At 65.9% G+C, this 19,847-nt stretch carries 20 protein-coding genes; 10 read left to right on the top strand and 10 right to left on the bottom strand.

Annotated features, from left to right (window positions below):
• Window positions 1-451 precede the first annotated feature (451 nt).
• Entirely contained in the window at window positions 452-2,044 is a 1,593-nt protein-coding gene (locus tag C7I55_RS15120) for a phosphoenolpyruvate carboxykinase (protein WP_408640611.1), read from the bottom strand.
• Window positions 2,045-2,225: 181 nt separating this feature from the next.
• On the opposite strand from C7I55_RS15120, the gene C7I55_RS15115 reads away from it, so the two are divergent.
• The 8 genes from C7I55_RS15115 (at window position 2,226) to C7I55_RS15080 (ending at window position 7,913) form a co-directional block, all read left to right on the top strand.
• Entirely contained in the window at window positions 2,226-2,936 is a 711-nt protein-coding gene (locus tag C7I55_RS15115) for a response regulator transcription factor (protein WP_106513777.1), read from the top strand.
• A gap of 37 nt (window positions 2,937-2,973) precedes the next feature.
• On the top strand, window positions 2,974-4,479 hold the full coding sequence (locus C7I55_RS15110; RefSeq protein WP_106513776.1) for a sensor histidine kinase: 1,506 nt from the start codon (window positions 2,974-2,976) through the stop codon (window positions 4,477-4,479).
• A complete protein-coding gene (locus tag C7I55_RS15105; RefSeq protein WP_106513775.1) occupies window positions 4,476-4,901 on the top strand; it encodes an HPr kinase/phosphorylase in 426 nt (141 codons plus the stop codon). The genes C7I55_RS15110 and C7I55_RS15105 overlap by 4 nt, the downstream gene beginning before the upstream one ends.
• The gene (gene rapZ, locus C7I55_RS15100; protein ID WP_106513774.1) at window positions 4,898-5,842 is read left to right on the top strand and encodes an RNase adapter RapZ; all 945 of its coding nucleotides are present in this window, start codon (window positions 4,898-4,900) and stop codon (window positions 5,840-5,842) included. The genes C7I55_RS15105 and rapZ overlap by 4 nt, the downstream gene beginning before the upstream one ends.
• Window positions 5,839-6,243, top strand: a complete 405-nt coding sequence (locus C7I55_RS15095; protein WP_106513773.1) for a PTS sugar transporter subunit IIA — start codon at window positions 5,839-5,841, stop codon at window positions 6,241-6,243. The genes rapZ and C7I55_RS15095 overlap by 4 nt, the downstream gene beginning before the upstream one ends.
• The gene (locus tag C7I55_RS15090) at window positions 6,243-6,512 is read left to right on the top strand and encodes an HPr family phosphocarrier protein (RefSeq protein WP_408640610.1); all 270 of its coding nucleotides are present in this window, start codon (window positions 6,243-6,245) and stop codon (window positions 6,510-6,512) included. Before C7I55_RS15095 ends, C7I55_RS15090 begins: the two co-directional genes overlap by 1 nt.
• Window positions 6,513-6,594: 82 nt before the next feature.
• On the top strand, window positions 6,595-7,395 hold the full coding sequence (locus tag C7I55_RS15085; RefSeq protein ID WP_106513771.1) for a TrmH family RNA methyltransferase: 801 nt from the start codon (window positions 6,595-6,597) through the stop codon (window positions 7,393-7,395).
• A 131-nt stretch (window positions 7,396-7,526) separates the two neighbouring features.
• Entirely contained in the window at window positions 7,527-7,913 is a 387-nt protein-coding gene (locus C7I55_RS15080; protein ID WP_106513770.1) for a hypothetical protein, read from the top strand.
• A gap of 159 nt (window positions 7,914-8,072) precedes the next feature.
• On the opposite strand, the gene C7I55_RS15075 is transcribed toward C7I55_RS15080, so the two are convergent.
• From C7I55_RS15075 to recR, 4 genes are all read right to left on the bottom strand, one after another.
• A complete protein-coding gene (locus tag C7I55_RS15075; RefSeq protein WP_106513769.1) occupies window positions 8,073-8,441 on the bottom strand; it encodes a hypothetical protein in 369 nt (122 codons plus the stop codon).
• Between the two features lie 44 nt (window positions 8,442-8,485).
• Window positions 8,486-10,162 (bottom strand): DNA recombination protein RmuC, encoded by a 1,677-nt coding sequence (gene rmuC, locus C7I55_RS15070; protein ID WP_233222223.1) that lies wholly within the window; start codon window positions 10,160-10,162, stop codon window positions 8,486-8,488.
• Between the two features lie 250 nt (window positions 10,163-10,412).
• The gene (gene def / locus C7I55_RS15065) at window positions 10,413-10,952 is read right to left on the bottom strand and encodes a peptide deformylase (RefSeq protein WP_106513768.1); all 540 of its coding nucleotides are present in this window, start codon (window positions 10,950-10,952) and stop codon (window positions 10,413-10,415) included.
• Window positions 10,953-11,001: 49 nt separating this feature from the next.
• A complete protein-coding gene (gene recR / locus C7I55_RS15060) occupies window positions 11,002-11,598 on the bottom strand; it encodes a recombination mediator RecR (protein ID WP_106513767.1) in 597 nt (198 codons plus the stop codon).
• Window positions 11,599-11,681: 83 nt separating this feature from the next.
• Here recR and fmt point away from each other — a divergent pair, with 83 nt between their 5' ends.
• Entirely contained in the window at window positions 11,682-12,587 is a 906-nt protein-coding gene (gene fmt, locus C7I55_RS15055; protein ID WP_106513766.1) for a methionyl-tRNA formyltransferase, read from the top strand.
• Entirely contained in the window at window positions 12,584-13,321 is a 738-nt protein-coding gene (gene truA, locus C7I55_RS15050; RefSeq protein ID WP_106513765.1) for a tRNA pseudouridine(38-40) synthase TruA, read from the top strand. Before fmt ends, truA begins: the two co-directional genes overlap by 4 nt.
• Here the strand turns inward: truA and C7I55_RS15045 are convergent.
• From C7I55_RS15045 to C7I55_RS15025, 5 genes are read right to left on the bottom strand one after another with little or no spacing between them, the layout of a single operon-like run.
• Window positions 13,297-15,225 (bottom strand): XrtA/PEP-CTERM system amidotransferase, encoded by a 1,929-nt coding sequence (locus C7I55_RS15045; protein ID WP_106513764.1) that lies wholly within the window; start codon window positions 15,223-15,225, stop codon window positions 13,297-13,299. The two genes, truA and C7I55_RS15045, sit on opposite strands and share 25 nt — an antisense overlap.
• Entirely contained in the window at window positions 15,225-16,778 is a 1,554-nt protein-coding gene (xrtA, locus tag C7I55_RS15040; protein ID WP_106513763.1) for an exosortase A, read from the bottom strand. The genes C7I55_RS15045 and xrtA overlap by 1 nt, the downstream gene beginning before the upstream one ends.
• Window positions 16,775-17,980, bottom strand: coding sequence for a TIGR03087 family PEP-CTERM/XrtA system glycosyltransferase (locus tag C7I55_RS15035; RefSeq protein ID WP_106513762.1), 1,206 nt, complete (start codon window positions 17,978-17,980; stop codon window positions 16,775-16,777). Before C7I55_RS15035 ends, xrtA begins: the two co-directional genes overlap by 4 nt.
• Complete coding sequence (locus C7I55_RS15030) at window positions 17,977-18,993, bottom strand: FemAB family XrtA/PEP-CTERM system-associated protein (RefSeq protein ID WP_106513919.1); 1,017 nt, start codon at window positions 18,991-18,993, stop codon at window positions 17,977-17,979. Before C7I55_RS15030 ends, C7I55_RS15035 begins: the two co-directional genes overlap by 4 nt.
• Window positions 18,994-18,998: 5 nt before the next feature.
• Window positions 18,999-19,844, bottom strand: a complete 846-nt coding sequence (locus C7I55_RS15025) for an XrtA system polysaccharide deacetylase (protein ID WP_106513761.1) — start codon at window positions 19,842-19,844, stop codon at window positions 18,999-19,001.
• Between the last annotated feature and the right edge of the window lie 3 nt (window positions 19,845-19,847).

The following is a 19,847-nucleotide window of genomic DNA, read 5'->3' as shown; positions in this document are numbered from 1 at the left end:
GGCCAGTCGCGCCGGCCCTCCCGCGCCTGAAGCAAGGCGTTCACCCTGGCGTGGAGCGGCGACGCCGGATCGCTCCGCGCGAGCGCGGCACGGGCAGCGACAATGAAGCACTGGGTGATCGTCTCATGATAGCCCTGGGTCTCGTCGTTGATCCCCCCAAGGCTCTCGTTGAAGCGCCGGATGATAGCCGGCAGATCCCGCTCCGGCAGAATATCGGGACGTTCGATGATCAGCCAGGCGCAGGATCCGAGATGAGCCTCGTGCGTCCACTCTTCGCGAGCCAGCGCACAGGCGAGCAGCCCCTCGCCCACATGACGGACGGACGTGTCGCCCGCGAACAGGCGCGGCGCATGATGTTCGCTCATCACTCTCTCCCCCATTTCCCCAAGAAAAGGGGGAGCGCCCCGGCCGTGGCCGACGCGCTCCCCGCAAGATGCTTTGTGTCTGGGCGTCAGGCGGCGTGCGGTGCGGCTTCCTTCACGCCTTGATCGACATGGGTTTCGAACTTCGCGAAATTCGCGATGAACAGGCCGACGAGCTTGCGCGCCGTGGCGTCATAGTCCTGCCCGTCCGCCCAGGTTCCACGAGGATCCAGAATCGCGCTGTCCACCCCCGGTACCGACACCGGCACATCGAAACCGAAATAGGGGTCCTTGCGAAACTCGACCGCGTTCAGGCTGCCGTCGAGTGCCGCATTGAGCAACGCGCGCGTCGCCTTGATCGGCATGCGTTTGCCGACGCCGTATTTCCCGCCGGTCCAGCCGGTATTGACCAGCCAGCACGACACCCCGCCCTTGGCGATCCGCTCCTTGAGGAGGTTGCCGTACACGGACGGGTGACGCGGCATGAACGGCGCACCGAAACAGGTCGAAAAGGTCGCTTCGGGCTCGGTGACGCCGATCTCCGTGCCGGCCACCTTCGCGGTATAGCCGGACAGGAAATGGTACATCGCCTGATCCGGCGTCAGACGCGCGATCGGCGGCAGCACCCCGAACGCGTCCGCGGTAAGCATGACAATGTTCTTCGGCACCGGGCCCATATTGTCGGCCGAGGCATTCGGGATGAACTCGATCGGATAGGCGCCGCGGGTATTCTCGGCGAGACTGTTGTCGTCGAGATCGAGGGCACGGGTCTCGGGATCGATCACGACATTTTCGAGCACCGTGCCGAAGCGTCGGGTGGTCGCGTAGATTTCCGGCTCGGCGTCCTCCGACAACCGGATCATCTTGGCGTAACAGCCGCCCTCGAAGTTGAACACGGCGGTGTCGGACCAGCCATGCTCGTCATCGCCGATGAGGGTGCGGCTGGCGTCGGCCGACAAGGTCGTCTTGCCGGTGCCCGAAAGACCGAAGAAGACTGCCGTATCACCGTTCGGGCCAATATTGGCCGAGCAATGCATCGGCATCACCCCCTTTGCCGGCAGCATATAATTGAGGATTCCGAACACCGACTTCTTCATTTCGCCGGCATAAGCGGTGCCGCCGATCAGGATCATCCGCTCGGACAGGTTGACGGCAATCACCGTCTCGCTTCGCGTGCCGTGACGCGCGGGATCGGCGCGGAAGCTCGGCAGGTCGATGATCGTGAATTCGGGTGCAAAGCCTTCCAGCTCATGCGCGTCCGGTCGCACGAGCAGGGTACGGATGAAGAGATTGTGCCACGCGAGTTCGTTGATCACGCGCACCCGTACACGATGCTCCGGCTGCGAGCCGCCATAGAGATCGGCAACGAACAGGCTGTCCTTGCTGCCGAGCTCCGCAAGGAAGTCTTCGCGCAGGGCATCAAATTGCGCCGACGACATCGACTTGTTGTTGTCCCACCAGATCGTGCCTTCGGTCTCGCCATCGCGAACGATGAACTTGTCCTGTGCCGAGCGGCCGGTATGCTTGCCCGTCTTCACGACCAGAGGTCCGTCCTTGGCCAGCACGCCCTCTTCCCGGACGAGCGCCTGCTCGACCAACTGGGCTGTGTTGAGATTCCAGTACAGACTTGCAGGCGTCGAAATACCCTGATCGTCGAGTCCATGGCTGGGGACGCGATTCACCACAAATTCTCTCCCGATTTCAATGAAGCGAGGCTTTGCGCCCCTTCTTCGAAGCTGGCCGAATATCGAAGCTCCGGAGGCCCGTCAAAGACAGCGCTGTCACCTTCGGGCGGCTCGGTTGCTCCGTCACGAGGCTTGGGATAGAAGCCGCATCCATGGCGGCGAGAGGCATTTCTTTCCAATGTCCGTGACGATTGCGCTCGTCGACGATGATCGGAACATCCTGACCTCCGTGTCGATCGCGTTGCAGGCCGAAGGGTTCGCGACTCGCGTCTATTCGGATGGCGAGACAGCCCTGAAGGCTCTTGTCGACAATCCACCCGATCTCGCCGTGCTCGACGTCAAGATGCCGCGTATGGACGGTATGGAGCTGCTGCGGCGGTTGCGGGAGCGCAGCGAGCTGCCGGTGATCTTCCTCACGTCGAAGGACGAGGAGCTAGACGAAGCACTCGGGCTTGCGATGGGCGCCGACGATTATATCAGCAAGCCATTCTCGCAGCGCCTGTTGATCGCGCGCATCCGGGCGATCCTGCGACGCGCCGAGCTGCGTGCGACCCCCTCCGATGCCGAGCCGCAGACGCCGGAGGCAGCGCAGATCGTTCGCGGTCGCCTGGCGATGGATCCCGCCCGCCATCGCGTCACCTGGGACGGCAAGGACGTCACGCTCACGGTGACCGAGTTCATGATCCTCGAGGCGCTCGCTCAGCGTCCCGGCGTGGTCAAATCCCGCAATCAGCTGATGGATGTCGCCTATCAGGACGATATCTATGTGGACGACCGCACGATCGACAGCCACATCAAGCGCTTACGCCGCAAGTTCCGCCAGGTCGATACCGAGTTCAAGGGGATCGAAACGCTCTACGGCGTGGGCTATCGCTTTGGCGAGGAATAAGCCGGCCGGACTGTATGCGCGCTGGACGGGACGGTGGATGCTTTTGCATCGTATCCTCGCCGTCAACATCTTCGCCTTGGCCATTCTCGCCGGCTCGCTTTTCTATCTCGACGGCTTCCGGAGCCGTCTGACCGAGAGCGCGACCCTCAACGCCGAGACCCAGGCGCAAACCATCGCCGATGCGATGCGGGTCGCCGAGCTCCAGGAGCAGCCCTGGCTGATCCGCCGTCTCGGGCTCGACACGAGGACTCGGCTGCGGGTGTACCGGAACGACGGCAGTTTGTGGATGGACAGCTGGAACGGGGCGCGGCCGACCTACGAGTTGCGCGACCCCGCACGGGAGCCGTTCCGCAAGGACATCGCCCGGCTGCTCGACAATGCGTTCGACGCGATCGTCGGGGCGCCGGCGTCGCCCGATCTGGTCTTGCCTGCGAAGGACGAACTCGCCGCCTGGCCGGAGGCCGGGGAATCGCTGCGGGCGCAGCGGACGACGACAATGCTGCGCCGTGCTCCGGAAGGAACACCCTACATCTCCGCCGCCGCACCGGTGGGCAAGGATTCGGTGCTGTTGCTCACCCGCAACGCACGCGACATCCGGGCCGTCGTCCGTGACGAGCGCCTCACCCTCGGCATCGTCCTTTCCGCCGTCATCATCGTCTCGATCACCCTTTCGTTGTTCTTGGCGCGGACAATCGCGCGTCCGCTCCGCCGGCTCGCACGCGCCGCGCACCGTGTTCGGCTCGGGCGTGCGCGCGAAGTGGCCGTGCCGCTGCTGCCAGAGCGCCGCGACGAGATCGGCCTCCTCGCCCGCGCCCTTCACGACATGACCCAGTCCCTGCGCCAGCGGATCGACGCCACCGAGGCGTTCGCCGCCGACGTGACCCACGAGCTCAAGAATCCGCTGGCATCCTTGCGCTCGGCGGTGGACACGCTCGACCGGGTCAAGGATCCCGATCTTCAGAGGCAATTGCTCGATGTCGTCCACCACGACATCGCACGACTCGACCGCCTGATTGTCGAAATCGCCGAGATTTCACGCCTCGACGCCGAATTGTCGCGGGCGCGGTTCGAACCGGTCGATCTCGGAACGGTAATCGAGAGCATGCTGCCGCATTGGGAAAAGAGAGCCGCGGAGCATAAGGTGCGCATCGCCTTTGCCCGTCCCGGATCCGGGACGGCGGTGATTTCCGGCGACGAACAGCGCCTCGCACGGACGATTGATAATGTCGTCGACAATGCAATCTCCTTTTCGCCCCGCGGCGGCCTCGTCCAGGTCGGCGCGGTCGAGATCGACGACCAGATCTTCGTCACGGTCGAAGACGAGGGCCCCGGAGTTCCGCCTGCGAAGCGGGAGAAAATTTTCGACAGGTTCCACTCCGACCGCCCGGAGGAAGAAGAATTCGGGCGGCACTCCGGGCTTGGCCTCGCCATCGTCCGGGCAACGGTCGAGGGTCACGGCGGCCGCATCCACGCGGAGGATCGTCAGGGCGGCAGATCCGGCGCGCGCTTCGTGATCAGATTCCCGGCAGCGGCGGCGTCATGACCGCGAACATGCTGCACGCCTCCTGCGTGGCGATCGAGGGCCGCGCGGTGCTGGTCGCAGGGCGGTCCGGGAGCGGAAAATCGGATCTCGCGCTCCGCCTGATCGATCGCGGCGCCAGGCTCGTCAGCGACGACTACACCGAATTATGTGCGCGAGATGGTCGGCTGCTCGCCGCCGCGCCGGAACGAATCGCCGGCAAGCTCGAAGTCCGCGGGATCGGAATCGTAGACCTGGAGCCGCTTGCCCATGTCCCGGTCGCCTTGCTCGTCGATCTGGATCTTGGCCCGGAACGCATGCCGGATGCCGCGAGCCGCTCTTTCGCCGGCATCGAAATTCCTGTGATCGGCCTCGCCGCGCTTGAGGCGTCGGCGCCGATCAAGGTAGAGAGTGCCCTCCTCCGCTTCGGACTTCCGCTATCGTGACCGACGTCGCCGATCCCCAGCGCATCCTTCTCGTCACCGGCTTGTCTGGAGCCGGCAAATCCACCGCGCTCAAGACGCTTGAGGATATTGGTTGGGAGGTCGTCGACAATTTCCCGCTGTCGCTGCTCGAACACCTTCTCGAAACCCCGCCGGGACAGGGCAGTGCCCGCCGCCACCGTCCGCTCGCGCTCGGCATCGACAGCCGCACCCGCGATTTCGACGCCCGTCGGATCGTCGAGCAGATCAAGGCGCTGACCAACGATCACGATTTTCCGGTCGAGACCCTGTTCTTTGATTGCTCGGGTGCCGAGCTGCTGCGCCGCTATTCCGAGACCCGTCGTCGTCATCCGCTGGCGCCGGACCGTCCCGCGACCGACGGTATCGCCGCCGAGCGCGAGTTGATGGCGCCGCTGCGGCGCTGGGCCGATCACGTCATCGACACCACCGAAACGCCGCCCAACGCACTCCAGCAGCAGATACGCCAGCGTTTCGCAGCCGGCGCCCTGTCGACCACGGTGACGATCATGTCGTTCGGCTTCTCGCGCGGACTGCCGCGTAATGCCGATAGCGTGTTCGACATGCGCTTCCTCAAAAACCCCTACTGGCAGGACGATTTGCGCGATCTGACCGGCCTCGATGCCGCCGTCGGGCACCATATCGCGGAGGATGAATCCTACGAGCCGGTGCTGTCGAGGATCGAGGACTTGCTCCTCACCCTGATGCCCCGCTACCGCGCCGAGGGCCGCTCCTACGTGACGATCGCCTTCGGGTGTACCGGGGGAAGACACCGCTCCGTACACGTGGCCGAACGGGTGGCCGGACTGTTGCGCGAGAATGGATTTTCGCCCACGGTCGAGCATCGGGATCTCGCCTCGCGGCCACGCGACGGCGTGGAGGGCGGCCCCGCGGGGGCGGGCCGCAGGAATAGGATGGTTGAATGATTGGTTTGGTTCTGGTGACACACGGCCGACTCGCGGCCGAATTCGTCACCGCGATGGAACATGTGGTGGGCCCGCAGGAACGAATCGAAGCGATCTGCATCGGTCCCGACGACGACATGGAAGGGCGCCGCAATGACATTGCAGCGGCCATCACGCGCGCGGATGATGGAACCGGTGTCATCATCCTCACTGATCTGTTCGGCGGAACCCCGTCAAACCTCGCCATCTCACTGATGAAGTCCGATCGAGTCGAAGTGATCGCCGGCGTCAATTTGCCGATGCTGATCCGCCTCGAGGGCGCGCGCAAGACCATGGACGTCAAGGGCGCGGTGGTCGCGGCGCGGGATGCCGGTCGCAAATATATTTCGGTTGCCTCCGAAATTCTCGGGGAGACGGTTTGATCGTGCCGAGCCGCACAGTCGAGCTACGCAACAGGCGCGGCCTCCATGCACGGGCGAGCGCCAAGTTCGTCACCATCGCTGCCGGGCTCACCGCCCAAGTCGAGGTGGAGAAAGACGGTACCAAAGTGTGCGGCACGTCGATCATGGGCCTCATGATGCTCGGCGCCGCGATGGGCGATTCGATCACGATCAGCGCCGAGGGCGAGGAGGCCGAGCAGGCTGTCGCCGCGCTCGCCGGGCTCGTCGAGGAACGCTTCGGCGAGGATTGAGCCCGTCTTCGGCGGCATAGCCGTCGCGAGCCGCCAGGTGCTCGACTGAGCCATGCATTGCCGCCAATCGGAGCATAAACGAGTGCCGAGGCAGATCACCGCTTTCTCCAATCCGCTGGTGAAGCAGGTTCGCGGTCTTCGCGAAAAAAAGAACCGGCGCCGCGAAGGGCTGTTTATTGCCGAAGGCCTGCGGATCCTGACCGAAGCGCGCGAGGCCGGCTTCGTGCCGGAAATCCTGTTCTACTGGGAACATGCCCAGCATCCCTTGCTCGAGGCGCTGATTGCGGACATCGAGGCCGGAGGCGGCGACGTCATCGAGACCACCTCCGACATTCTCCACAAGCTCTCCGGCAAAGACAATCCGCAGACGGTGCTCGGAGTCTATCGGGCGCTCGATCTGTCCCTCGACCGCATCGACCGCGCCGCGGCGCCTTTGTGGATCGTTGCCCAGTCGCTGCGCGATCCCGGCAATCTTGGCACCATCCTGCGCACCGGTGACGCGGTCGGCGCGGGCGGCCTCATCCTGGTGGACGATTGCGTCGATCCATTCTCGGTCGAAGCGGTGCGCGCGACGATGGGCGCCCTCTTCACCCAACGAATCGCCGCCGCATCGTGGGAGGACTTCGTCGCCTGGCTGCGCGGCGGCGACGGCGAACTGATCGGCACCAGCCTCAAGGCCACCCACGATTACCAGGAGCCCCGCTACCGCAAGCCTGCTTTCATCCTGGTCGGCAACGAGGCTCAAGGGCTGCCCGAAGCTTATGAGGCCGAGTGCGACTTGCTGGTGAAGATGCCGATGCTCGGCAAGGCGGACAGCCTCAACGCCGCGGTGGCGACCGCGGTCATGGCCTACGAGGTGATCAACCAGTGGCGGCGCGAATGACCGGCTCAACGGTTCAGCGGCGTGATCCGGATCCGGCGCATTCATCATTCGTCCGGACAGTTTCACCTTAGAACCCACTGGAACATCGATTCCGGACGTGCTTTGTTGCGCGGATGAGTAACCGAGTAACCATGCCGCGCTGGCCTGCCTGGGCGATGCTCGCCGTCTGCGGGCTCTGCGCCTACCCGGCGATGACCGCGTCGATTCCCGACGATCCTGGCCCCGAACATTATGAGGCGCGGGGTAACGAGCCCGGATGGCGTCTCGTCATCCACGATCGCACCATCGACTACACTAGCCGCTCCGGCGGCAAGTCGATCCGGATCGATCGCCCAGACCCTCGGCCGAGCGCCAATGGCCGGCGCTATGCCGCCGACCGGCTGACGGTCGACGTCGCCTATAGCCGCTGCAACGACGATCTGAGCGGCCACGGCTTCGAACACCAGGTCCTGATCACTGCCAATGGCGAAACCCGCAGAGGCTGCGGCGGCGCGCGGCGGAAAGAATGGGACGTCTGAGTTCCGGATCGGGTACGGCCTGGCCGTAAAGTGTCCGAGCTGTCCTTGAAGCTCGATGCCGAAAGCCAGAAGCCCCGATCGGGGATCAGCCCGATTGAGCCCGGCCTGTCCCTGCTCAGCCGCATCGAACGCGCAGGTCCCTCGCCCTCGCGGGGAAGCTCATTGAACAAAGATGTCCGCCGAGCTCCTTCGCCGTCCGGCAAGCACGTCCCAGATATTGGCGACGGTCTCTTCGGTCAGGATCAGGTTTGCGGCTGCATCGACGTGCCAGTCCCTGAACTCTTCGCGGCTGGGAACGTCCTCATCCCCAGGCATTCCGACCTCCCGCAGCAACTCCTCCCATTGCGAGTCGCTCATCAGCGGTCTTCGACGTACCACGACGGACAATCCATGCTGCTCGCACTGGTCGGTGAAAGCCTGAGCAGACGCGAGCTCCGGAAACCGGACGGCCGTAAGTTCGATTCCATGCGGCTGACCGGACGTCTCGAGCCCGCCGAGCATCCGCGCCATCATCTCTCCGTCGGTCATGTCTCTCACCCTCCGACTTATGGGTGACAGGAGACGAGCAACGCCTACTCGGCGGCCTCCGGCAATTCGCCGGTGTCGAGCTTGGTCAGCGCGCGCGGCGTAGCGTCGATCACCGGGAGGGCCTCGATCTCCTTGGCGCCGCTCGACACTTCCAAAGCCTCGAAGCGCTTGGCCTGGGTCATGACCTGGCTTTCGAGGCTTCCGACGAAGGCGTTATAGGCGCCGGTGGCGAGATCGAGGTTGCGCCCTAGACGAGCGACATGGGCGCCCATCGTCGCCAGGCGGGCATGGAGCTCCTTTCCAAGGCGGGCGATCTCCGCGGCTTCCTCGGCGAGACGCTCCTGCCGCCAAACGCTGGCGACGGTGCGTGCCAGGGCAACGAGGTTGGTCGGCGTCGCGAGCAGAACCCGGCGCTCGAACGCCCAATCCCACAGGCCGCCGTCCTGCTCCAGTGCGGCGGTGAGGAAATGCTCCCCGGGGATGTACATCACCACGTAATCGGCGGCATCCCCGAACTGGTCCCAGTAATTCTTGCCCCCGAGTTGCTGGGCGTGGTTCCGGATCGACTGGGCATGTGCCTTGAGATGCGCTGAGCGGATCACGTCGTCGACCGCCTCGCTGGCGTCGAGAAAGGCGTTCAACGAGCATTTGGCGTCGATGATCAGCTTGCGGCCGCCGGGCAAGCGCACGATCACGTCGGGCCGCAGGCGGCCCTCGTCGGTATCGATCGATACTTCGGTGCGGAAATCGGCAAAAGCCGAGAGCCCCGCCTGCTCGAGCACGTTCCTGAGGCTCTGCTCGCCCCAGCGCCCCCGCGCCTTGGGGCTCGAGCGCAGCGCGTTGACCAGCCGCGCGGTCTCCTCGCGCACCTGGGTCTGGCCGGAGCGGACGAGTTCGACCGCCTCGCGGAGCTCGCGATACGATCCGACCCGCTCCTTCTCGACGTTCGAGAGGCCTTCTTCATAGCGCTTGAGAGTGGCTTCGACCGGCTGGAGGAGAGCCTTCAGCTTCTCCTCATTCTGCTTGCCGGCATGGCCGAACCGTTCCTCGGCGCGCTTCAGGAAGCTGTCATGGGCCCCTTCCAGCGCCTTGCCGGCAAGCTCTCCGAACGTCTTCTGCAGCTTGGCCTCAATCTCCCTCAGGTTCGCGAGTTGCTCCTCGTAGCTGCGCCGGCGCTCGTCCTCGCCGCGCTCGAACCCGGCCTTGGCTTCGGCAAGCTGCTGGCGCTCGGCCCGCAAAGCACGAAGCTCCTCCTCCATCGGCGCCACCCGCGCCGCGGCCGGGCGAAGGGTTGCAGCCTCTTGCGCCGCGGCATCGCGTTCGGCGGCGAGAACGCGAATCTGCTCCTGCAAAGGTTCGACCCGCGCGGCCACCGGGCGGAGGGCCGCGACGTCCTGTACCGCGGTGTCGCGTTCTGCGGCGAGCAGTTGGATCTGCTCCTGCAACGGCTCAACCCGCGCGGCGACCGGGCGGAGGGCCGCGACATCCTGTGCCGCGGTGTCGCGCTCGGTGGTGACCAGGCGCAGCTGATCCTGCAGCGCCGCGGCGTGCCTTGCGCGCTCCTCGGCCACCGCAAGCTCGGCGGCGGCCCGCCGATGGGCTTCCTGATGGTCGTCGCGCTCCTTGCGGAAACCTGCGCTCTGGCGAATGCCGAGCAGCCAGCCGGCAAGAACGCCGCCAAGCGCCGCAACCGCAATGATGATGAGTGCGAGGCTGTCCATGCCCTGATCCCCGGTGGAACGAAGGGCGAACTTACGCGACCCCAGCGCGACGCTCAAGCGGCACGCGGCGAAGTGATTGATTTAGCTGTGGAGAAAAGGGAGGCGCACCATCAGCTCCTACCCGTCAGCTCAGTGAAACTGGGATCTCAGGTCGGAAGGACACTGCCCTTTGTACGCGTCTGACCACATCCTCGAGGAAATCCCGGCTTTCGGCAGGGGTGACGCGCTGAAGCGAAACGTCGCCGCGAGCTTACGCCGCGAGCTTCGCGCGCTCTTTCCGGTACTTTGCCAGCTTCTTGAGGATCATCTCGCGCTTCAGGCGGGACAAGTGATCGATGAACAACACGCCTTCGAGATGGTCCATCTCGTGCTGGAGGCAGACAGCAATAAGGCCGGTCAGCTCTTCCTCATGGGCGACGCCATCGCGGTCGAGCCAGCGCGCGCGGATGCGGTCGGGACGATCGACTTCGGCATACATTTCCGGAACGGAGAGGCAGCCCTCGTTATAGGGAACGAATTGGTCCGATTCCTCGACGATCTCTGGGTTGATGAAGACCCGGGGCTTGCGGATCGGCTTACCGTCGGCGTCTTCCTCTTCCTGCAGGTCGATGACCAGCAGGCGCTTCGGCACGCCGACCTGAATCGCTGCGAGCCCGATGCCGGGCGCCGCGTACATCGTCTCGAACATATCGTCGATCAATGTACGGATCTCCTCCGTAACCTGTTCGACGGGCGTGGATTTCTGCCGGAGAAGCGGGTCCGGTGTCTCGATGATCGGGAGGATGGCCATGGCAAGAAAATAGGGCGGAAGACGGAGAAAATCAAGTTGCGGCGGGACCTTATGCGACCGGACGTCGAGCCCTCAGCGCCTGCGCGAGCGTGCCTTCATCGAGATAGTCGAGCTCCCCGCCGACCGGCAGCCCATGGGCGAGCTGGGTGATCCGGATCGGATAGGTCTCCAGCCGCTCGGCCAGGTAATGGGCGGTCGTCTGCCCTTCCAAAGTGGCGTTCATCGCCAGCACGACCTCGTCGATCCCGCCCGCGGCGATGCGTGCGACCAGTCGGTCGATGCTGAGATCCTCCGGCCGGACGCCTTCCAGCGCCGACAGCCGCCCGCCGAGCACATGGAAGCGGCCGGGGAACAGGCGGGCACGATCGAGGGCCCAGAGATCCGAAACCTCCTCGACGACGCAGAGCAGACGATCGTCCCGCCGCAGATCGGAGCAGACGGAACAGGGATCGACCGTATCGACATTGCCGCAATTGGAGCAGATCGACAGGCGCTCATTGACCTGCTCAAGGGCACGCAGCAGGGGCGCGAGCGCGACTTCGCGCTTCTTGAGCAGATGGAGGACGGCGCGACGCGCCGAGCGCGGCCCGAGCCCGGGGAGGCGCGCAAGCGCCTGGGTCAGCGCGTCGATTTCAGGAGAGGCCATGACGTCTAGGTAGCGGCGTGGGTGCGTGGTTTCAAATCGCCGCGAAGGATGACGTGCGCCCCGCACCCGGTTAAGGCGCCGCCATGCGCATAGCCTTCATGGGAACTCCGGATTTCGCCGTGCCGACGCTCGACGCCCTGCTTGCGGCCGGGCACGACGTCGTCGCCGTTTATTCGCAGCCGCCGCGTCCCGCCGGACGGGGCAAGGCGCTGCGCCCCTCCCCGGTCCAGCAGCGTGCCGACGCGGCCGCGATACCGGTACGAACCCCGCTGACCCTGCGCGATGCCGACGCGCAGGCCGCGTTCGCGACCCTCGATCTCGATGTCGCGGTGGTCGCGGCCTACGGCCTGCTCCTGCCGTTGCCGATCCTCGAGGCGCCGCGGTACGGCTGCCTCAACGTTCACGGCTCGCTGTTGCCGCGTTGGCGCGGCGCCGCCCCGGTCCAGCGCGCGATTCTCGCCGGCGATGAGACGACCGGCGTGACGATCATGCAAATGGAGCGCGGGCTCGACACCGGGCCGATGCTCGACATCCGCAAGACGCCGATCGGCCGCAAGACGGCGGGCGAGCTCACCGAGGAGCTCGCCAGGATGGGTGCCGACGCGATGGTCGACGTCCTCGGACGGCTGGATGAGATTTCTCCGGTCACCCAGCCGGATGACGGCGTCACCTACGCGTCCAAGATCGAGAAGCACGAGGCAAAGCTCGATTTCAGCCGCGCCGCAGTCGATGTGGAGCGGCAGATCCGTGCGTTCACGCCGGTGCCGGGCGCATTCTTCGAAGTCGAGGGCGAGCGGATCAAGGTGCATGCGGCCGAGGTCAGCCCGCTGAGCGGGGCGCCCGGGACGATCCTCGACCACGGCCTGGCGATCGCCTGCGCGGAAGGGTCGATCGTGCCATCCGTAGTGCAGCGCGCAGGCCGCGGTCCGATGACCACCGCCGAACTGCTCCGTGGCTTCACCATCCCGACCGGCACGCAGCTTGGATGACCCGTTTCCGCCTGACCGTTGAGTTCGATGGCGGCCCGTTCATGGGCTGGCAGCGGCAGAAGCACGGCCCCTCGGTCCAACAGGCGATCGAGGACGCTGTTGAGGCGATCACGGGCGAAGCCGCCGTCCTCCACGCCGCCGGGCGCACCGATGCCGGAGTCCATGCGCTTGCGATGTCCGCGCATGTGGAGATCGCCAAGCCGATTGCGCCCTTTCGCTTGGCCGAGGGGTTGAACGCCAAGCTTCGGCGGCTGCCCGTCGCGATCCTGTCGGCCGAGATCGTTCCGGACGACTGGCATGCGCGCTTCAGCTGCATCGGCCGGCGCTACGTGTACCGGATCGTCAACCGACGAGCGCCGCTGACGCTGGACACCGGGCGGGCGTGGCAGGTGGCGGTGCCGCTCGACGCAGAGGCGATGGACGACGCGGCCCAGCGCCTGGTCGGCCTTCACGATTTCACCACGTTTCGCTCGGTCCAATGCCAGGCTGAGAGCCCGGTGAAGACGCTCGACCGGCTGGACGTGGTCCGCCGCGGCGAGATTATCGAGATCCACGCGGCGGCGCGCTCCTTTCTCCACCACCAGGTGCGGTCGATGGTCGGCTGCCTGCAATTGGTGGGTCGGGGCAAGTGGACGCCGGACGATCTCCAGGATGCGCTCGAGGCCCGGGATCGGGCTTCGCTCGGCTTCAACGCGCCGCCTGACGGTCTCTACTTCGTCGAGGCCCTGTACTGAGGCACGGCTTCGCCGAGGCCGAAGATCCGGCCGAGCGATTTGTCCAGCATCAGCAATTGCCAGAGCAGGCGCCCGTGATCGGCGCGTGCGGCACGGTGATCGGCGGCAGCCCTGGCGATCGCGGCCTCGTCGAACCAGCCGAGCTCGGACAAGGCCGGGCTTCGGGCGATCGCTTCGGCGGCACCAGCCAGAGGACCGCGGAACCACGCGCTGATCGGGGTCACGAAGCCCATCTTCTTCCGGTAAAGAATGTCGTCGGGGAGATAGCGTCCGAGCGCTCGCTTCATCAGATATTTCCCCGTGCCGCCGCGAAGACGCATGCGGGTCGGCAGCCGCGCGGCGAATTCGACCAAGCGGTGATCGAGCAACGGCTCGCGTGCCTCCAGGCTGACTGCCATCGAGGTGCGATCGACCTTGGTAAGGATGTCCCCGGGCAGCCAAATCTTCAGATCGGCATATTGCGCCCGGCCGAGCGCATCACGCGCGGGGGCCGTCCGCATGGCCTCGATATAGCGCTGTTCGCCGCGATGGCCCTGCAGAGCATGTCTGAGGTTGGACGAGTAAAGCCTTGATCTGGCGAGAGGTCGTGTCACACTTACCGCCAAGGCGTAGGCCTCCTCGGTCGACTGTCCCAAGGCTTGCAGCGTGGTCTTGGCGCGGAACATCTGCGGAGCCCAGTCGAGCTTGGGATAGGCATCGCCGAGCCGCCCGACAAATGCGCGCGCGCCTTGCGGCAGCAGCCCGCGCATTCTCTCTTCGGCCGAGAACAATTTATAGCGGCGGTAGCCGGCAAAGGCCTCGTCGGCGCCATCGCCGGACAAGGCGACCTTCACCCGTTCGCGGGCAAGCTCCGAGACGCGGTAGGTGGCGAGCGCCGAGGCATCGGCGAAAGGCTCGTCGAACGCATCGGCGAGCGTGTCGATCAGCGCGAAATCGTCGGCCGCAACGCGGCGGGTGCGGTGGCTGGTGGCGAAGCGGTCGGAGACGATCTTGGCGAACGCGGTTTCATCATGATCCGCCTCGGAAAAGCCGATAGAGCAGGTCTCCACCGCGGCACGGCTCGCCTCGGCCATGAACGCGACGACAGCGGAGGAATCGACGCCGCCAGAGAGGAAGGCGCCGAGCGGAACGTCGGCCACCATGCGCGAACGCACCGCCTCGCGCAGACGCTCCACCATCTCCTCCTCGAGCGACGCGGCCGAGCTGCGCGACGGGCTCGAGAAATCGATGTCCCACCAACGCGACGGCTCCGGCACCTTGCGGCCGCGGCGGATCATCAGAAAGTGGCCGGCCGGCAGCTTGCGAACACCTTCGACGAGGCATGCATCATCAGGCACGTAGCCGAGGGTCAGATAATCCTCTACCGCTTGCGGAGAAACTTCACGCCTGAGCAGAGGATGAGCGAGCAAGCCCTTGAGCTCGGAAGCGAATATCAATCCGCCATCGGCAATGGTCGCGTAGAAGAGCGGCTTCACACCTAGCCGGTCGCGGGCAAGAAACAGACAGTCGCGGTCAGCGTCGTAGAGCGCGAACGCGAACATGCCGTTGAAACGCGACAGGCATTCCTCGCCCCATTGCAGCCAGGCGGCGAGGATCACCTCGGTGTCGCTGTCGGTGCGGAAGACGTGACCCTTGGCTTCGAGCTCGGCACGGACCTCGCGGAAATTGTAGATCTCGCCATTGTAGGTGACGGCGAGGCGCGCATCGGCCGAGACCATCGGCTGCACGCCGCCTTCCAGATCGATGATCGACAGGCGGCGGTGGCCGAAGCCGACGCCAGGCCCGGTCCAGACCCCGCTGCCGTCGGGCCCGCGGTGGGCGAGCGTGTCCGCCATCGCCCGGATCCGCGCGGGATCGACGGGCTTGGGGACAAGCGGATGGAAGAGACCGGCTATGCCACACATCAGCGTGGCTCTGGCGCAATGGAGGCGGCGTCCGCAAGCGGTGCGATCGGCCCGAGCGATGAAAGGAATGCGTCCAACGCCGGACGGGGGCTGATGCTCTTGGCCGGCTCCGGTGCCGATACGAGAATGGCGACCGCGCGCCGCGGTCCGCCGAGCAGGCGCACCTTCATCGTCTCCAGCTTCACCGCTCCCGCGCTGCCGGTAACAATCGTGCCGACGCGGTAGAAGGAGAGGACCTCGCGGCTCTCGCCATGGGAGGCGATGCGCTCTGCCTTGCCATTCACCGGCGGCGATGCGTCGGCGGTCCACGCCCAGGCATCTTCGGGGCCGACAGCGCCCTGGCCATAGCCGACGAGTTCGCGCCCTTCCGTCTGCCGCGCGAAGATGGCGATGGCGAGATCGACCTCCTGCCCCGCCGCGCCTCGGTAGCGCTGGATCCGGAACCGATCCGCACCGCCGAAGTGCGGGCGCCAGGGGCGGCCCCGGTCTGCCGGGATCTTGGCCCAGCCTTCGACCTCCGGCATTGCGATCTCCGCCGGCACCTGGGCGCTGCCGACCGACGCGAGCATCGCCGACCAGAGCGGCGGTGCCGCGGCGATGGCGATCGCGGCGGCCGCGGCCTCGGTCAGCCGCCGTGGCGGCGCGACGATGATCGGGAAGCGAGTCGGATCGAACCACGGATCGCCGATCTTGCGGTCGAAGAAGCGCCAGCCTGCCGCCATGATCAGCACCATGACCACTGCGAAGAAGACCCAGCCATAGAGAATGTGATCGAAGCCGACTGCATATTCGAGGCTTCCGGTGCGCTCCGCGGCGTAGATCGTGCCCCAGGCGCGGAGACCGTTAGCAAGCACGGGGATCAGGATCGCGGCGGCGAGAAAGACCAGACGCCGCGGCCAGCTGCGGAAGCAGACATTGGCGACGAGGGCGCCATAGGCGGCCATGGCGATCAGGAACCGCACGCCGGAACACGCCTCCGCCACCTCGAACAGCCCGATCGGCGTGGTGATGAAGATGCCTTCGATATGGGCCGGGATATCGCCGAGATGCAGCAGCGCCATCGTGATCTCGGCCGTCACCGTCTGCATCGGCGGCACCAGTTCCTCGCCGACCGGGACTGCGAACAGCAGGTAGAAGAGCGGGAAGGCGATGCCGCGTGCGACCGATTTTCCGAGCGTCGCGATCACGGCGCCCTGGAAGATCAGCACGAGCGAGAGGTGGCGTGCGAGGGCGACGCTGCCAGCCTCTCCCAGCAGCCAGAGCATCGCACCGGCGGCGAGGAGGAGCAGGCCTGGCATCCACGCCGCGGGCGTGAGACGCACAAGCTCCGGCAGTCGCTGCCACACCAGCCACACGGCAATCGGCAGCACCAGGAAGCAATGATTGAAGGTGGGGCTGCGCCACCAGATACCGGCCATGTCGATCAGATCGCGGTGGAACAGCAGCAGCATCGCTGCAGAGACCGATGCCAACGCTACCAGGTGACGGCGCCACGCGCGAACGGCCCCAGTGTCGGCCGGCGGTGCCGCGGCGATCGGCAGGACCGCCGTCATGCCGCCTCCGCTCGCATCGAGGTTCCGACGATGACGGCAAGCGGTGCCAGCCGGAGGTCCCAGTGATAGGCCTCCTGCATGCGGCGCCGCGCTGCGGCGCCGATCGTCGCCGCACGAACGGAATCCGACAGCAACTGGCGGATTGCCTTCGCCTGCGCCTCCGCGCCGTCGGCCACCAGCAGGTCGCGGCCGGGCATCGCCTCGATACCCTCGAAGGCGGCCGGAGAGGCAATCACGGGACGGGCCATCGCCATCGCTTCCAGCACCTTGTTCTGGACGCCCCTGGCGATCCGCAGCGGCGCCACAACGAGGTCGGCAGCGTCGATCCACGTCCGAGTATCGGGCACCGCACCGGTGACCAGAACGCGATCGTCGGTGCCAAGCCGATTCACCGCCTCGATTGGATTTCGGCCAACGATGGCGAAACGCGCCTTCGGCACCGCCGGCAGCACCGTCTCGGCGAACCAGCGGACGGCATCCACGTTAGGCGCGTAGTCCATCTGTCCGGTGAAGACGAGCAAGGGGCCCTCTCCGCGCCGCATGCGTGGGAAGACGGCTTGCGGATCGTAGAAATCGAGGTCGACGCCGTTGTGGAGCGAACGCACGTCGGCATCAGGCAATTCGGCGCGGCCCTCGAACAGCGCCGCCTCCGCATCGCTCACGAACAGGCTGATTGCCGCGCGGGCCGCCGTCTCCCGCTCGAACGCGAACAATCTTCTCGCCTCGCGTCGATGGATCCAGGCCAGCGGCCCGCCCTCCTCCGCATAGGATTCGAACTTGGCCGAATCCAGGTCGACGAAGTCCATGACCAGCCGCGCGCCGGGGGGCACGAACTGTGCCATCTGACCGGAAAAGGCGAAGACCGTGCCAATCGGCCGGTCGGCAAGGATATGCTCGACGAAGCGCCGCATCCTCCCGCTGTCGAACAGGGTCAGCGACACGGGCTTGCCGGTGATCAGTGCACGCAGTCCGGCCTTCGCTTTCCCTGTCGTCCGGGTCTCGACGTGCGCCTCTCCCAACCGTCCGCCGAGCGCTGCGCGAAGTGCCGGCAGATGCGCGGCGTCGGCGGCATCGTCGGCAAAGCTCGCCAGGTGGACCGTGCCGAGCTCGGCCAGCGCCTTCAGGATGTTCCACGATCGGATCTTGTCGCCTCGATCGGGCGGGAACGGGATACGGTGAGCGAGGAAAAGGATCTCGCTCATCCAAGCCCCCGTGCGATCGGCGGTCCGATCCGGTTGGCCAGCCACAATGGCAGCTTCTTCCAGGCGGCGACCTGGAAGCGGTATTTAGGACTTAGCGGGTTGGTTTCGCGTGCGTCGCCTTTTATCGCGTAAACAAGCGGTTCAGGATCGAAGCCCCAATTCTTCTTGAATGCGAACGCGCCGGTGCCGAGCTTCGAGCGACCGAAGTCGAAGCGCGTGCAGCCGCGCTCTGCGGCATGACGCATCAAAGCGAAGTACAGCAGGTCGTTGGCCCGAAGCGCCCGCGCCGCTGCGGTACCGCCACCCCAATAGGGAAAGACGCAGCCCTTGAAATAGAGGCTGAGCACCGACGCGACGGGCACACCGCCCTTGCGGATCGTGAGGATGTCGGCATTGTCCCCGAACGCTCCAAGCATCGCTTCGAACAGGCGGCGCGGGAAAACCGGCGTGCCGAGATTGCGGACGCTCTCGCTGTAGACGCGATAATGCGCGTCGGTGTCGCGACCGACTGCGATATCAAGGCCGAGAGTCAATGAACGGCGCACCTCGGCGCGCTGCTTGCGCGGGATCGCTTTGAGGATCGCATCCTCGCCGGTAGGAAGGTCGCGCACGAAACCGGCATAGGTCCCTGCCCGCTGTTCCCACGTCTCGGGCAGGCGTCCGCCGCGCAGCTCGACACTCGCGCAGCCGCGTTCACCGGCAAGCGCCCAGGCTGCCTCGCCAAGACCATCCTCGCCCTCGCCGAGAATGCCGCCCCCCACGCCGAAACCGGTCGAGACCATCGCCGATCCGAACAGCGGCGAGCGCATTTCGGTCAGCGGCAGCAGCCCGCTGATCGCGCCGCGTCCGTCCTCCGCGACGAGAAGGTGCGCCTTCTGGCCGCAGCCGCGCTCCACCGCCTCCGACCATTCGGGAAGGTGGAAGGGCTCCGCATCGGCTTGGTCCAGCACGAACGCCCGCGCGGCCTCGCGGTCGCTCGCCGTAGCGCGGCGAACCGTGCGGATCGGGGTCAGCGCGTTCACGCGAACCGTGCCCGCTCGGCCGCGACCACCGCATCGGTCCGCGCCCAAGCGTGGCTTTTGAACAACTTCAGCAGCTTGGGTCGCATGACCGATAAATTGCTGTAATGCCGGATGCGCGATTTCAGCGGTGCGTTCGGAACGCGCGGCTGACCCGGATCGATCTCCCAGGGATGGAAGTAGAACACTGCCGGCCTTTGCTCTGCGACATTCACCCGGCCGACCGCCCAGTCGGAGAAGGCATAAGGAAGGAGGCGAAAGAAGCCGCCCCCGCCCGCCGCCAGACGCCGCCCGGCGACTTCGACGGTGGTGACCGGAAGCTCGATCAGCTCCGATCCCGGCAGCGGGCGATGGGCGAAACGGGGCGCTTCCCGCCACCCATAATGATCGTGGGCGATGGGCGCGACGCTGGAGGAATAAGCATAGCCTTCCTCGGCCAGGATCGGATGAGCCCAGGGAGTTCGCGCATCGATCGAGAAGCTGGGTGCACGATAGCCGGTCGGCGCAACGCCTCCGGCATCCACGATGGCGGCATGGGCGCGGCGGAGATCCGCCCGGAACGCCTCGGGGCTCATGGTGAACACGCGGTCGTGGTCCCAGCCGTGGCTGGCAATCTCATGGCCTGCGTCGACGATGCGGCGAATGAGCTGCGGATGGCGCTCGGCCACCCAGCCCAAGGTGAAGAAGGTGGCGCGCACGTCCGCTTCGGCGAACAGCGAGAGCACCGCGTCCGAATTGCGTTCGACCCGCCGTTCGAGCCCGTCCCAATCGGCCTTGTCGATGACGGTTTCGAACGCGCCGACCTGGAACCAGTCCTCGACGTCCACCGAAAGGGCATTCAGCATGTC

Source organism: Allosphingosinicella deserti (assembly GCF_003012735.1).
In the GTDB taxonomy this organism is placed as follows: Bacteria; Pseudomonadota; Alphaproteobacteria; order Sphingomonadales; family Sphingomonadaceae; genus Allosphingosinicella; species Allosphingosinicella deserti.
Note: the sequence above shows the minus strand (reverse complement) of the source record. Positions and strands in the feature narration are given on the sequence as shown.

What these genes read in the sequence shown, in the direction of transcription:
- fmt (WP_106513766.1), top strand. Translation starts at nt 11,682, where the DNA reads ATGCGCATAGCCTTCATGGGAACTCCGGATTTCGCCGTGCCGACGCTC.
- C7I55_RS15110 (WP_106513776.1), top strand. Translation starts at nt 2,974, where the DNA reads ATGCTTTTGCATCGTATCCTCGCCGTCAACATCTTCGCCTTGGCCATT.
- C7I55_RS15105 (WP_106513775.1), top strand. Translation starts at nt 4,476, where the DNA reads ATGACCGCGAACATGCTGCACGCCTCCTGCGTGGCGATCGAGGGCCGC.
- rmuC (WP_233222223.1), bottom strand. Translation starts at nt 10,162, where the DNA reads ATGGACAGCCTCGCACTCATCATCATTGCGGTTGCGGCGCTTGGCGGC.
- C7I55_RS15025 (WP_106513761.1), bottom strand. Translation starts at nt 19,844, where the DNA reads ATGCTGAATGCCCTTTCGGTGGACGTCGAGGACTGGTTCCAGGTCGGC.
- xrtA (WP_106513763.1), bottom strand. Translation starts at nt 16,778, where the DNA reads ATGACGGCGGTCCTGCCGATCGCCGCGGCACCGCCGGCCGACACTGGG.
- C7I55_RS15080 (WP_106513770.1), top strand. Translation starts at nt 7,527, where the DNA reads ATGCCGCGCTGGCCTGCCTGGGCGATGCTCGCCGTCTGCGGGCTCTGC.
- C7I55_RS15115 (WP_106513777.1), top strand. Translation starts at nt 2,226, where the DNA reads ATGTCCGTGACGATTGCGCTCGTCGACGATGATCGGAACATCCTGACC.
- def (WP_106513768.1), bottom strand. Translation starts at nt 10,952, where the DNA reads ATGGCCATCCTCCCGATCATCGAGACACCGGACCCGCTTCTCCGGCAG.
- C7I55_RS15095 (WP_106513773.1), top strand. Translation starts at nt 5,839, where the DNA reads ATGATTGGTTTGGTTCTGGTGACACACGGCCGACTCGCGGCCGAATTC.
- C7I55_RS15045 (WP_106513764.1), bottom strand. Translation starts at nt 15,225, where the DNA reads ATGTGTGGCATAGCCGGTCTCTTCCATCCGCTTGTCCCCAAGCCCGTC.
- truA (WP_106513765.1), top strand. Translation starts at nt 12,584, where the DNA reads ATGACCCGTTTCCGCCTGACCGTTGAGTTCGATGGCGGCCCGTTCATG.
- C7I55_RS15075 (WP_106513769.1), bottom strand. Translation starts at nt 8,441, where the DNA reads ATGACCGACGGAGAGATGATGGCGCGGATGCTCGGCGGGCTCGAGACG.
- C7I55_RS15035 (WP_106513762.1), bottom strand. Translation starts at nt 17,980, where the DNA reads ATGAGCGAGATCCTTTTCCTCGCTCACCGTATCCCGTTCCCGCCCGAT.
- recR (WP_106513767.1), bottom strand. Translation starts at nt 11,598, where the DNA reads ATGGCCTCTCCTGAAATCGACGCGCTGACCCAGGCGCTTGCGCGCCTC.